This window comes from Streptomyces sp. NPDC047072, from assembly GCF_040643855.1.
Lineage (GTDB): Bacteria > Actinomycetota > Actinomycetes > Streptomycetales > Streptomycetaceae > Streptomyces.
In genome coordinates this window covers 1-12633 of the sequence record NZ_JBEYVC010000248.1, presented here as the reverse complement: position 1 = coordinate 12633, position 12633 = coordinate 1, and the positions used below count along the sequence as shown (strand labels likewise).

Here is a 12633-nt window from a genome sequence, read left to right as displayed (position 1 = left end):
CTCGCGGATCCTGGCGGTCGCGAACAAGCTCCGGGCCGGGGTCGTCTGGTCCAACACGTTCAACAAGTTCGACCCGACGTCGCCGTTCGGCGGTTACAAGGAGTCGGGCTTCGGCCGCGAGGGCGGTCGCCACGGCCTGGAGGCATACCTCGATGTCTGACCGACTCAATGTGCTGAAGACCTACAAGCTGTACGTCGGCGGGAAGTTCCCGCGTTCCGAGAGCGGCCGGGTGTACGAGGTGACCGACGCAAAGGGCAAGTGGCTGGCGAACGCACCGCAGTCCTCGCGCAAGGACGCCCGTGACGCGGTCGTCGCCGCCCGCAAGGCGTTCGGCGGCTGGTCCGGCGCGACGGCGTACAACCGCGGCCAGATCCTCTACCGCGTCGCGGAGATGCTGGAGGGCCGCAGGGCGCAGTTCGTCGCGGAGGTCGCCGACGCGGAGGGCCTGTCGAAGTCCAAGGCGGCTGAGCAGGTGGACGCGACGATCGACCGCTGGGTCTGGTACGCGGGCTGGACCGACAAGATCGCCCAGGTGGTGGGCGGCGCCAACCCGGTGGCGGGCCCGTACTTCAACCTGTCCTCGCCGGAACCCACGGGCGTGGTCGCGGTCGTAGCGCCGCAGGAGTCGTCGTTCCTGGGCCTGGTGAGCGTCCTCGCCCCCGTGATCGCCACGGGCAACACGGCGGTCGTGGTGGCTTCGGAGAGGTCCCCGCTCCCCGCCCTCTCGCTGGCCGAGGTCCTGGCCACCTCGGACGTCCCCGGCGGAGTGGTCAACATCCTCTCGGGCCGCACGGCAGAGATCGCCCCCACCCTGGCGGCCCACCAGGACGTCAACGCGATCGACCTGGCAGGCGCGGACGAGTCCCTCGCAAAGGACCTCGAAATCGCGGCGGCGGACAACCTGAAGCGAGTCCTCCGTCCACACCCTGTGGACAACTGGGCGACACCCCCGGGCACGGACCGCCTCACGGCTTTCCTGGAAACAAAGACGGTCTGGCACCCGACGGGCGCCTTGGGAGCATCCGGCTCCTCCTACTGAAAGCAGCGGCCGCAGGCCGCGCTTTCAGGGGCGCGGGGAACTGCGCGACCAGCCACCACCGGACCCGCACCCGGCAACGGCCCGCAGTCCCCCGCCGCCCCTGCGAACCGTCACCCGTTACCGAGAAGCCCCGCCACCTGCCCCACCACCGGCATCGAGCCGATCGACTGCGCCTGGGCGACCGGGCCGGTCAACGCCTGCGTAGCAACCGGCTGGAAGTCGGCGAGCTGGGTTCCCACCCCGTTGTCCAGGGGGTCCACGCCCGTCCCCGCCAGCGGGTTCGGCTTGAGACCGGAGAGCGCGCCGGTCGCGTAGCCGAGGCTGGCGGTGAGGCCCTGGATCCCGGACTGCGGGTCGATGTTCCCCAGCGAGGTCGGCTTCGTGCGCACCACGTCGACGACCGGCTCCGCCGCGGACGCCACCCCCGCCCCCGCGCCGAGTGCCACCCCCGCCGTCGCGAGCGCGGTCAGGGCGATCCGTGCGGTCGGGTTCTCATGTCGGGCCATCGTTTCTGCCACCTTTTCCGTGCGCTGGGTAATCAGACCGGCACGAAGGGTAGTTGAAGTGTGACGCACGCTTCAAAGCCGACCCGCGGGGTCGATGAACAGCAGGTGAATGCCTCACACTGGTGTCCCGTGAGTTCCCAACCGCCCATACCGACGCGAGTCGTGCTGCTCTGCGGCCCCTCCGGCTCCGGCAAGTCCCTCCTCGCGGCCCGTTCCGGCCTTCCGGTCCTGCGGCTCGACGACTTCTACAAGGAGGGCACCGATCCGACGCTGCCGCTGGTGGCGGGGAGTTCCGACATCGACTGGGACCACCCCGGGTCCTGGGACGCGGAGGTCGCCGTGGCCGCGATCGTCGACCTGTGCCGCACGGGTCGTACGAAGATCCCCGTCTACGACATCTCGCTCAGCGCCCGCACCGGCGAGGACTCCGTCGACGTGGGCCGGACCCCGTTGTTCATCGCGGAGGGCATCTTCGCCGCCGAGATCGTGACCCGCTGCCGGGAGCTGGGCGTGCTGGCCGACGCGCTGTGTCTGAGTCGCGGCCCGGTGCGCACGTTCCGCCGCCGGTTCCTGCGGGATCTGCGCGAGGGCCGCAAGTCGGTGCCGTTCCTGCTGCGCAGGGGCTGGCGGCTGATGCGGGCCGAGCGGTCGATCGTGGCCCGGCAGACCGCGCTGGGCGCGTACGCCTGCGACCGCGACGAGGCGATGGGACGGCTCACCGCCGCGGAGTGGGCCCTGCGGCCGCGCAACAGCGCGACGCGGACCTGAGGGACACGCACAGCAAAGCCACGCACAGCAAAGCGGGGCTGGACGGACCCCCCGGCCCTCCAGCCCCGCTTCTCTGTGCTCCCCCTGGTGGTGCTTCCCCCTTGTGGTGCTCCCCCGTGGGTCCCCCGTGACCCCCGTTATCCCCCCCCAGAGACCGGCCCCCCAGCCGGTCCCCGCGGTCCCCCGTGTTCCCCCGTGTTCCCCCACCCTCAGGCGACGAGCTCCCCGAAGGCGTTCTCCTCGTCACGGCCGAAGCTGAGGACCTCGTCCTCGCGCAGCCGGCGGAGCGACCGCCAGATGCTGGACTTCACCGTGCCGACACTGATGTCGAGGATCTCCGCGATCTCCGGGTCGGTGCGGCCCTCGTAGTAACGCAGGACCAGCATCGTGCGCTGGAGTTCGGGCAGCCGGGCGAGCGCCTGCCACAGGACCGCGCGCAGCTCGGTGCCGCGCATCGCGTCCGTGTCGCCGGGCGTCTCCGGCAGTTCCTCGGTCGGGTATTCGTTCAGCTTGCGGCGGCGCCACGCGCTGATGTGCAGGTTCGTCATGGTGCGGCGGAGGTAGCCCCCGACCGCGGCCTTGTCGCTGATCCGGTCCCACGCCTTGTACGTCGAGAACAGCGCGCTCTGCAACAGGTCCTCGGCCTCGAAGCGGTCACCGGTCAGGTGGTAGGCGGTGGCGTACAGGGAGGCGCGGCGCTCCTGGACGTAGGCGGTGAACTCCGCCTCCGACAGCGAACGACGCTCCCCCGTGTCCTCCCTGTACGACGATCCCCCGTGCGTTTCCCCCGTGCGAGCGTCAACCACCGTCATGTACGCGGTGTGCTGACGCCCGGTGCCGCGAGCGCACCCCCGCCCGCTCACGGCACCGGACTTCTCGGAACCCCGGGTCACGTCGTGCAGACGCGTGATCACCGCGCTAGCGCTGGTGCTGTGCAGCGTGTTCATCTCGCGCCCCCCGTCGTGGACTTCCGGTGTTCGGTCGTTCCGGGCGGTACTTCCTTGCCCGTGCCGAGAAGCTTGCCCTCGCACCTTCATGGCCGTGTCCGCCGACTGTCACAGACCTGTCACAGGGGTCCGTCTCGGGAATCGCACAGCAGACCCATGGGTGAGTGCCGTAGGGAGGCCGTGTGCGGGGTCGTGAGGACTGCCGTATCCCCACAGGTCGAACCGCACCCCCTCCATGGGCCAGAATGAGCCCGTGCCTTCCCTGTTGCTGATCGAGGACGACGACGCCATCCGTACGGCCCTGGAGCTGAGCCTCACGCGCCAGGGTCACCGGGTTGCCACCGCTGCCACCGGCGAGGACGGCCTGAAACTGCTGCGTGAGCAGCGGCCGGACCTGATCGTGCTGGATGTGATGCTGCCCGGCATCGACGGGTTCGAGGTGTGCCGGCGCATCCGGCGCACGGACCAGCTGCCGATCATCCTGCTGACCGCGCGCAGTGACGACATCGACATCGTCGTCGGACTGGAGTCCGGCGCCGACGACTATGTGGTCAAGCCGATCCAGGGGCGGGTGCTCGACGCCCGGATCCGGGCCGTGCTGCGGCGCGGGGAGCGCGAGTCGACCGACGCGGCGAGCTTCGGCTCCCTGGTCATCGACCGTGCGGCCATGACCGTGACGAAGAACGGCGAGGACCTGCAGCTGACGCCGACCGAGCTCAGGCTGCTCCTGGAGCTGAGCCGGCGGCCCGGTCAGGCGCTCTCCCGGCAGCAGTTGCTGCGGCTGGTGTGGGAGCACGACTACCTCGGTGACTCGCGGCTGGTGGACGCCTGTGTGCAGCGGCTGCGCGCCAAGGTCGAGGACGTGCCGTCGTCCCCGACGCTGATCCGTACCGTGCGGGGCGTGGGCTACCGGCTGGATACGCCTCAGTGACAAAGGCGCAAGGGGGGCTCCGCGGCTGGTTCGCGGCGCGCAGGGGTGTGTGGTCACGGCTGCGCTTCACCAGTCTGCGGCTGCGTCTTGTCGTCGTCTTCGGCCTGGTGGCGCTGACCGCCGCCGTGTCCGCGTCCGGGATCGCCTACTGGCTCAACCGCGAGGCGGTTCTCACCCGCGCCCAGGACGCGGTGCTGCGGGACTTCCAGCAGGAGATGCAGAACCGCGCGGGCGCGCTGCCCGAGGAGCCGACGCAGGACGAACTCCAGCAGGCCGCCGGGGAGATGGCGGGCAGCAGCCAGCGCTTCAGCGTGCTGCTCGTCGCTAAGGACGCGAACGGCAAGACGATGTACGGCAATTCGGGCGCCCTGGACGGCTTCACCCTCCAGGACGTGCCGGTGTCGCTGCGCGAGGCGGTGAACGAACAGCAGACGGTCAACTCCGCGAACAAGTACGCGTATCACCTGTACTGGCAGCGGACCGTCGACGACGACACGCCGTATCTCGTGGCCGGTACGAAGGTGATCGGCGGCGGCCCGACCGGGTACATGCTCAAGTCCCTGGAACCGGAGGCGAAGGACCTCAACTCCCTTGCCTGGTCGCTGGGGATCGCCACCGGGCTCGCGCTGATCGGCTCCGCGCTGCTCGCGCAGGCCGCGGCGACGACCGTACTGAAGCCCGTGCACCGGTTGGGAGTTGCCGCGCGGCGACTCGGCGAGGGGAAGCTGGACACCCGGCTGCGGGTGTCCGGGACCGATGAACTCGCCGATCTGTCACGGACGTTCAACTACGCGGCCGAGGCGCTGGAGAAGCGGGTCGACGACATGGCCGCGCGCGACGAGGCGTCCCGGCGGTTCGTGGCGGACATGAGCCATGAACTGCGGACGCCGCTCACCGCGATCACCGCCGTGACGGAGATCCTGGAGGAGGAGCTGGAGGCGGAGTCCGGTTCGGTCGACCCGATGATCGAGCCGGCGGTCCGTCTGGTGGTCAGTGAGACGCGCCGGCTCAACTCCCTGGTCGAGAACCTGATGGAGGTCACCCGGTTCGACGCGGGGACGGCCCGGCTGGTCCTCGACGACGTCGACGTGGCCGACCAGATCACGGCGTGCATCGACGCGCGGGCGTGGCTGGACGCGGTGGAGCTGGACGCCGAGCGCGGGATCCATGCGCGCCTTGACCCGCGGCGCCTTGACGTCATCCTCGCCAACCTCATCGGCAACGCGCTCAAGCACGGCGGGTCTCCGGTGAAGGTGTCGGTGCGGGCCCCGGCCGACGAGGTCGTCATCGCCGTACGGGACGGTGGCCCCGGCATCCCCGAGGACGTCCTCCCGCACGTCTTCGACCGCTTCTACAAGGCCAGCGCGTCCCGCCCCCGCTCCGAGGGCAGCGGCCTCGGCCTCTCCATCGCCCTCGAGAACGCCCACATCCACGGCGGCGAGATCACCGCGGCCAACTCCCCCGAGAGCGGCGCGATCTTCACCCTACGACTCCCCCGCGACGCATCGACCCTGACCGAGGAACCCGAGAAGAACGAGAAGGGGGAGACCCGATGAAGGGGGAACACTCGGGGGACGGCCGGGGGGACCGACGGTTGCGGACGCTGCGCGGGCGTGACCGGGGGGTGCCGACACTGCACGCGGGTGACGGGGGGCGGTCGATGCCGGGGCCGGGTGACCGCCGACTGCCGACGCCGGAGCCAGGCGCTCCCGGACGGCGTACGGCGCACACGCACGAGCGGGAGTTGCCGGTCCCGCGCTCGCTCGCCCTCCGGCACCTCGTGCTGCGCCCACGTGGCCTGTGGCAGCTTGCCCTGCACGCGCTCGCCCCACGCCGCCGCTCCCCGCGCCCGCTTCTCCTGCTCCCCCTCCTCGCCCTGGCGCTCGCCGGATGCGGTATCCGGTCCACCGAGGTACCGACCGACTTCGGGCCCGCGCCGTCTCGGGTGCGGTGTGCGTTGTCGGAGCCGGATGCGGCGGCACAGACGTCGCGGGGGCTCGCCGTGCAGGTGTTTCTGTTGTGCGGGTCGTCGCTGGTGGCGGTGGACCGGACCGTACGGGTGCCGGACGGCACCGCGGACTCCGAGCGGCGGGTGCTGGTCGCGCAGGGCCTGCTGGACCAGCTCGCGGAGGCGCCGTCGAGCGCGGAGCGGGAGGCCGGCTACCAGACGTACGTACGCGGCGGCATGACCGTCAGCGGACCGCGCCCCAAGGACCCCGAGGACACGCTGCGGCTGAGCACCGCGCCCGCCGAGCTGTCCGCGTACGCCCTCGCCCAGATCGTGTGCACGTTCTCCGACTCGGCCGCGGCGGAAGGCGACGGCTCCGTCATCCTCGGCGGCCCCGACACGACCCCGCTGCGCCGCTACGACTGCACGGACCACGTCCGCTCCGCCCCGGGCACCGAACACCCCCCGTCCACCGAACTCACCGGCACCTGACGGCCCCCTCCGCACGGTCCCGGCGCTCCCGCCGCCCCCTGTGGCGCACGCCTCACGTACGCATCCCGCCCCGTTCCGGAACCGATCGTGCCGAAGGCGGCGTCTACGGGGGCGTGCAGCGTCAAGGCTTCATCGGCGGCAGTGCCGCGATCCGCATCCGTGCGACGGGGGTTCTCCTCCTCGTCGCGCACCTCGCGTTCGTCGCCTGGTTCACGCTGCGACCACTGGACGTCCCCTGGGTCGTGCCGCCCAACCTGCACCCGCTGGCGACCGTCCGCGCCGACTTCGCCCTGGGCTGGCAGGAGGCGGCCCGCCGTATCGGCGAGGGACTCGCCCTGCTGGCCCCGCTCGGCTTCCTGCTCCCGATGGTGCACGGCAGGCTCTGGGCCTCCCCGCTCGGCTCCCTGATCCGCACGTCCGCCGCCGGCGCCCTGATCTCGCTCGGCATCGAACTGCTCCAGACCGGCGTCCCCGGCCAGGTCGTCGACGTCGACTCGCTGCTCCTGAACACCGTCGGCGTGGCGCTCGCCCACGCGGCCGTGGTCCCGGCCGCCCGTGCCTGGCTCCGCCGCGGGAGCGAGCAGGACCGGCTCACGACCGTCCGCCAGGAGGAGCCGGCTCAGGGGCGGACCCCGACGATTCCCAGGGTCGGCATCGCCCCGTAGAGCGACGCTTCGTTCGGTTCGTCTCCGTAGCGTTGACGTCAGATGGAGGACGGTCGCAAGGACCGCCCCCGACGCTCACGAAGGAGCCGCAGATGTCCCGCCTCGCCCGCCCCACCAACGGCCGCATGATCGGCGGCGTGTGTGCCGCGCTGGCCCGGCGCTTCGGCACCTCGGCCACGACCATGCGCGTGATCTTCGTCCTGTCCTGTCTGCTGCCGGGCCCGCAGTTCCTGCTCTACATAGCGCTGTGGATCCTCTTCCCCTCGGAGGAGAAGACCCGGACCGCCTGGTGACGCGCGTACGCCGGTGGGGCGCACCCCCACAGACGGACGGGGTGCGCCCCACCGGCGCGTACGGGAAGCGTGGGTCAGCCGAGCGGCAGACCGTTCACACCGGTGCCGGCGCCGCCGGGCAGCACCTTGCCGACGGGGAGCCCGCCGAGGAGACCGGCGACCGGCGCGGTCGGGCCGTCGGCGAGCACCTTCTGCACGGCCGGCTGCGCGGCCGAGAGGCCCGCTCCGAGCGCCGGCTGGGCCTGCGCCAGCGCCTCACCGGCACCCGGCAGCGCCTTGGTGACGTTCTCGGTGGGGAGCCCCTGGGAGACGGTGCCGAGCGCCTGAGTGGCGTCCGGGACCGCCGGAGCGGCGTTCGCGGCACCCGCGCCGGCGGCGGCGAAGGCGGCACCGAGGGCGGCGACACCGAGGGTCTTGGCAGCAGACTGCTTCATGAAATGCGTCCTCGAAATGGGTTTACGGGGAAGTGAGCGGTCCAAGACCGTAAACACGCGAGGGCACCCACCGCAAACATCGAAATGCGGACGGATTGTGAACACCCGCCCGCATTCCGCACCGCCGGATGACTCCGCTCAGCTCTCCGATTCCACAGAACCGCTGGTGGAGGCGGTCTGCTGGAACAGCCATTCGGACTTCAGCTCGGCATATCCCGGCTTGACGACGTCATTGATCATCGCGAGTCGTTCATCGAAAGGAATGAACGCTGATTTCATCGCATTGACGGAGAACCACTGCATGTCGTCGAGCGTGTAGCCGAATACGTCGACAAGATGCTCGAATTCCCGGCTCATACTGGTGCCGGACATCAGCCGGTTGTCGGTGTTCACCGTCGCCCGGAAGTGCAGGCGCCTGAGCAGCCCGATCGGGTGCTCGGCATAGGAGGCGGCGGCCCCCGTCTGGAGGTTGGAGCTGGGGCACAGCTCCAGCGGGATCCGCTTGTCCCGGACGTAGGAGGCGAGCCGGCCGAGCTTGACGGTGCCGTCCTCGTGGACCTGGATGTCGTCGATGATGCGCACGCCGTGCCCGAGCCGGTCGGCGCCGCACCACTGGAGGGCCTGCCAGATGGACGGCAGCCCGAAGGCCTCGCCGGCGTGGATGGTGAAGTGGTTGTTCTCGCGCTTGAGGTACTCGAAGGCGTCGAGGTGCCGGGTGGGCGGGTAACCGGCCTCGGCGCCCGCGATGTCGAAGCCGACGACGCCCAAGTCGCGGTAGCGGTTGGCGAGTTCGGCGATCTCCAGGGCGCGGGCCGCGTGCCGCATGGCGGTGAGCAGAGCGCCGACCCGGATCCGGTGACCGTTCGCGCGGGCCCGCCGCTCCCCTTCCCGGAAGCCCTCGTTGACGGCCTCGACGACCTCTTCGAGGCTCAGCCCCTTCTCCAGGTGCTGTTCGGGGGCGTAGCGCACCTCGGCGTAGACGACGCCGTCCTCGGCGAGGTCCTCGGCGCACTCGGCGGCGACCCGCACCAGCGCCTCGCGGGTCTGCATGACGCCGACGGTGTGCGAGAAGGTCTCCAAGTAGCGTTCCAGCGAACCGGAGTCGGCGGCCTCGCGGAACCAGACGCCGAGTCTGTCGGCGTCCGTCTCGGGGAGTTGGGCGTACCCGGTCTCCCGGGCGAGGTCGACGATCGTGCCGGGCCGCAGCCCGCCGTCGAGGTGGTCGTGCAGCAGAACCTTGGGTGCCCGGCGGATCTGGTCCGGGCTCGGGGAGGCCCCCATCCGGTCAGTCTGGCTCGTCATTTCCGCACTCTAACGCCTACGCGCGTAGATCGCCTGTTGTACGAATCCGCCGATACGTAATGGTGACCACCCCGACGCGTGTGGTCCACCGGGGCTTCTGACACTGTTCTGTCATGGCACAGCAAGCGACGCCGGTTCGCAGCGCCCAACTGGGCGGCGCACTCGGCCCGGAGCCTGCGGCGGTGAGCGCGGTGGTGCTGCTGCTCCCGGGCGGCGACGAAACCTCTCTGCGCAGGCCCTCCTCCCTGCGACTCCCCTCCGCCGTACGGGCGTTGGGGCGGCGGCTGGCCAGGTCGGGGCAGGCGGACGGACTGGCGGCGCACCTCGTCCACTACCGCTATCGCGGCTGGAACGGCAGCGAGGCGCATCTCGCGCACGACGCGACCTGGGCGGCCGAGGAGGTCGTACGACGCTACGGCGATGTCCCCGTGGCCCTGGTCGGGGTCGGCATGGGCGGGCGGGCGGCGCTGCGCGCGGGCGGGCACGAGGCCGTCAACTCCGTGGTGGCGCTGGCCCCTTGGCTGCCGGAGGAGGACGTGGCGGCGACACCCGAACCGGTGAAGCAGCTGGTGGGTCGGCGGGTGCTGGTCGTGCACGGCACGAACGACGAGGTCTCCGACCCCGAGTTGTCCTTCCGGCTCGCCTCCCGTGCGAAGAAGGCGAACCGGGAGGTGTGCCGGTTCGAGGTGCACTCCGACGGGCACGGGTTGCATCAGTACCGGGACGAAGTCCGGGCGCTGGTCGAGGACTTCGTGATGGGGGCGTTGTTCGGGCGGCCCCTGTCCCGACCTGTTCTGGATGCTTTGGCCGCGCCGCCGCCGTTGGGGTTGCGGATGCCGCTCGCCTCCGGCTTCGGGCGCGGGCGGTAGGTCAGGGCAACAGGCTGCCCCTTCTCGACAAGAGGAACTTCTTGAAGGCGGCCACCGGTGGGGTGTCCGGGTGGCCGTCCAGCCACGCCACGCCGATTTCCCTGGCCGCCCTTGGGGCCGTCACCGTCAGCTCCACCACTCCCGGGCGAGGGAAAGCCGGTGGCGGCAGGAGCGCCACGCCAAGTCCCGCCGCCACCAGGCCCCGTAGCGTCTCCGCCTCCTCCCCCTCGAAGGCGATCTTCGGTTTGAAGCCGGCCTCCTTGCAGAGGTCGTCGGTGATGCGGCGCAGGCCGTAGCCGGGTTCCAGGGTGACGAACGCCTCGTCGGCGGCCTCGGCGAGGCGGACGCGTCTGCGGGTCGCGAGGGGGTGGTCGGCGGGGACGACCAGGCGGAGTTTCTGTTCGTCCAGGCGGCGGGCGACGAGGTCGGGGGCGTCCGGGACCGGGGAGGTCAGACAGAGGTCCAGTTCGCCCGCGCGCAGGCGTTCGATCATCGCCTCGCCGTAGTTCTGGACCAGGCTGAAGCGGACGCGCGGGTGGTCGGCGCGGAAGGCGCGGATCAGGCCCGGGACCGTCTCCGAGCCCATCGTGTGCAGGAAGCCGAAGGCGACCTTGCCGGTGGCCGGGTCGGCGTCCGCGCGGACCTCGTCGGCGGCGCGCTCGATCTCGGCGAGGGCGCGTTCGACGGAGCCGAGGAAGGTGCGGCCCGCGGGGGTGAGGGAGACCGTGCGGCCGATGCGGGCGAACAGGTCGACGCCGAGGTCCTGTTCGAGGCGGACCATCGCGCGCGAGAGCGTCGACTGGGGTACGTCCATCTCCTGCGCGGCCCGCGTCACGTGCTCGGTGCGGGCCACCCCGGCGAAGTACGCGAGCCGGGGTGCGAGCAGCGCGACGATGTCTTCTGTGTCACTGGACGGTGACAGATGAGTCTGTGACCTCTGCTGATGCACCATGGGAACGATTATGGCGAATCCATGCATTGGACGGATGAGCGGAGGATCTTTAGGTTCGAAGCATGCCTGCCAGTACCGAGGCGTCCACCCGCGTGGGCGCCGTCTCCCCCGTCTCCGCCCCCGATTCCCGGATGACCCCGGGCGGCCCCGGTTACCGCCGGATGAGCCTCGCCCTCTTCCTCGCCGGTGTCGCGACCTTCGCGCTGCTCTACTCCACACAGGCCCTGCTCCCGCTGATCTCCGGCGAGTTCGGGGTCGCGGCGAGCGAGGCGAGCTGGACGGTGGCGGCCGCGACCGGCGGGCTGGCCCTGTTCGTACTCCCGATGAGCGCCCTCTCGGAGCGCTTCGGACGCCGTACGGTCATGACGGGCTCGCTGGCCGTCGCGGTGACCGTCGCCCTCCTGGTCCCCTTCGCACCCTCGCTGACCTGGCTGGTCGCGCTGCGGGCGGTGCAGGGGGCGGCCCTGGCGGGGCTGCCCGCCTCCGCGACGGCGTATCTGGCGGAGGAGGTCCGGCCGAAGGCGCTGGTCACGGCGATCGGACTGTTCGTCGCGGGCAACAGCGTGGGCGGGATGAGCGGCCGGGTCATCACCGGCTGGGTGGCACAGGAATGGGGCTGGCGGGTGGCCGTCGGTGTCATCGGTGCGATCGCGGTGGCGTGTGCGGTGGCGTTCCGGCTGCTGCTGCCGGCGCCGAGGCACTTCAAGGCGGGCTCGCTGAAGCCGGGCGTGCTGCTGGGCACGGTCCGGGCGCACTTGTCCGACCCTCTCCTACGTCGGCTCTACGCCATCGGCGCGCTGTTCATGACGGTGTTCGGCGGTGTCTACACGGTGATCGGCTACCGGCTGACGGAGGCGCCGTTCTCGCTCCCCCAGGGCATCATCGGCTCGATCTTCCTGGTGTACCTGGTGGGTACGGTCTCCGCGTCCACGGCGGGCCGTCTGGTCGGCCGGCTGGGCCGCAGGGGCGCGCTGTACGCGGCGGGTGGTACGACGACCACGGGCCTGCTCCTGTCCCTCTCCGGCTCCCTGTGGCTGGTGCTGCTGGGCCTGGTCCTGATCACCGGCGGGTTCTTCGCGGGGCACGCGGTGGCGTCCTCGGCGGTCAGCAAGACGGCGACCCACGGCCGCGCCCAGGCCTCGGCGCTCTACCAGTCGGCGTACTACATCGGCTCCAGCGCGGGCAGCACGGTCGGCGCGGTGGCGTTCCACGCGGGTGGCTGGGCCGGAACGGTGGGGGTCGGCCTGTTGGCGGTGCTCGGCGTCGTGTCGATCACCGTCCTCGGAACACGTGCGGCCCGGGCCCAGCAGCGGCTCGCGACGGCCTGAGCCGCACGTCTCACTTCCCCTGGCCGGGGTCGGCCGGCCGGGGGATGTTTTTCGCCCCCGCCGCCCCTACCCGTCCCATCCCTGGGGGCTGCGCCCCCAGACCCCGCTTCGGCCCTGAAGGGGCCTCGTCCTCAAACGCCGGACGGGCTGAAATCAGC

At 71.2% G+C, this 12633-nt stretch carries 15 protein-coding genes; 10 read left to right on the top strand and 5 right to left on the bottom strand.

The window, feature by feature from the left end; all coding sequences use genetic code 11:
- On the top strand, positions 1-160 hold a 160-nt coding region (locus ABZ896_RS49205; RefSeq protein ID WP_360944805.1), incomplete at its 5' end, for an aldehyde dehydrogenase family protein.
- Positions 153-1040, top strand: coding sequence for an aldehyde dehydrogenase family protein (locus ABZ896_RS49200; RefSeq protein WP_360944799.1), 888 nt, complete (start codon positions 153-155; stop codon positions 1038-1040). The genes ABZ896_RS49205 and ABZ896_RS49200, both read left to right, overlap by 8 nt.
- A 110-nt stretch (positions 1041-1150) precedes the next feature.
- Here the strand turns inward: ABZ896_RS49200 and ABZ896_RS49195 are convergent, their stop codons facing one another.
- Positions 1151-1546 (bottom strand): hypothetical protein, encoded by a 396-nt coding sequence (locus tag ABZ896_RS49195; protein WP_360944796.1) that lies wholly within the window; start codon positions 1544-1546, stop codon positions 1151-1153.
- Positions 1547-1675: 129 nt separating this feature from the next.
- Here ABZ896_RS49195 and ABZ896_RS49190 point away from each other — a divergent pair, with 129 nt between their 5' ends.
- The gene (locus ABZ896_RS49190) at positions 1676-2314 is read left to right on the top strand and encodes a uridine kinase (RefSeq protein ID WP_360944793.1); all 639 of its coding nucleotides are present in this window, start codon (positions 1676-1678) and stop codon (positions 2312-2314) included.
- Positions 2315-2523: 209 nt separating this feature from the next.
- Here ABZ896_RS49190 and ABZ896_RS49185 read toward each other — a convergent pair whose 3' ends face one another.
- Positions 2524-3261 (bottom strand): SigE family RNA polymerase sigma factor, encoded by a 738-nt coding sequence (locus ABZ896_RS49185; RefSeq protein WP_360944790.1) that lies wholly within the window; start codon positions 3259-3261, stop codon positions 2524-2526.
- Positions 3262-3514: 253 nt separating this feature from the next.
- Here ABZ896_RS49185 and afsQ1 point away from each other — a divergent pair, with 253 nt between their 5' ends.
- The 5 genes from afsQ1 (at position 3515) to ABZ896_RS49160 (ending at position 7590) form a co-directional block, all read left to right on the top strand.
- The gene (afsQ1, locus tag ABZ896_RS49180) at positions 3515-4192 is read left to right on the top strand and encodes a two-component system response regulator AfsQ1 (RefSeq protein ID WP_046261189.1); all 678 of its coding nucleotides are present in this window, start codon (positions 3515-3517) and stop codon (positions 4190-4192) included.
- A complete protein-coding gene (locus tag ABZ896_RS49175; protein WP_360944786.1) occupies positions 4189-5748 on the top strand; it encodes a HAMP domain-containing sensor histidine kinase in 1560 nt (519 codons plus the stop codon). The genes afsQ1 and ABZ896_RS49175 overlap by 4 nt, the downstream gene beginning before the upstream one ends.
- A gap of 257 nt (positions 5749-6005) precedes the next feature.
- Positions 6006-6632 (top strand): hypothetical protein, encoded by a 627-nt coding sequence (locus ABZ896_RS49170; protein WP_360944802.1) that lies wholly within the window; start codon positions 6006-6008, stop codon positions 6630-6632.
- A gap of 113 nt (positions 6633-6745) precedes the next feature.
- On the top strand, positions 6746-7297 hold the full coding sequence (locus ABZ896_RS49165) for a VanZ family protein (protein WP_360944783.1): 552 nt from the start codon (positions 6746-6748) through the stop codon (positions 7295-7297).
- Between the two features lie 92 nt (positions 7298-7389).
- Positions 7390-7590, top strand: coding sequence for a PspC domain-containing protein (locus tag ABZ896_RS49160; protein WP_360944780.1), 201 nt, complete (start codon positions 7390-7392; stop codon positions 7588-7590).
- Between the two features lie 74 nt (positions 7591-7664).
- On the opposite strand, the gene ABZ896_RS49155 is transcribed toward ABZ896_RS49160, so the two are convergent.
- Together ABZ896_RS49155 and ABZ896_RS49150 are read right to left on the bottom strand one after the other, a co-directional pair.
- Positions 7665-8024, bottom strand: coding sequence for an ATP-binding protein (locus ABZ896_RS49155; protein WP_360944777.1), 360 nt, complete (start codon positions 8022-8024; stop codon positions 7665-7667).
- A 138-nt stretch (positions 8025-8162) separates the two neighbouring features.
- Complete coding sequence (locus ABZ896_RS49150) at positions 8163-9326, bottom strand: adenosine deaminase (protein ID WP_360944774.1); 1164 nt, start codon at positions 9324-9326, stop codon at positions 8163-8165.
- 113 nt (positions 9327-9439) lie between these two features.
- On the opposite strand from ABZ896_RS49150, the gene ABZ896_RS49145 reads away from it, so the two are divergent.
- Positions 9440-10195, top strand: a complete 756-nt coding sequence (locus ABZ896_RS49145) for an alpha/beta hydrolase (protein WP_360944772.1) — start codon at positions 9440-9442, stop codon at positions 10193-10195.
- A 1-nt stretch (position 10196) separates the two neighbouring features.
- On the opposite strand, the gene ABZ896_RS49140 is transcribed toward ABZ896_RS49145, so the two are convergent.
- Positions 10197-11147, bottom strand: a complete 951-nt coding sequence (locus ABZ896_RS49140) for a LysR family transcriptional regulator (protein ID WP_360944769.1) — start codon at positions 11145-11147, stop codon at positions 10197-10199.
- A 62-nt stretch (positions 11148-11209) separates the two neighbouring features.
- Here ABZ896_RS49140 and ABZ896_RS49135 point away from each other — a divergent pair, with 62 nt between their 5' ends.
- Complete coding sequence (locus ABZ896_RS49135) at positions 11210-12475, top strand: MFS transporter (RefSeq protein ID WP_360944766.1); 1266 nt, start codon at positions 11210-11212, stop codon at positions 12473-12475.
- Positions 12476-12633 lie beyond the last annotated feature (158 nt).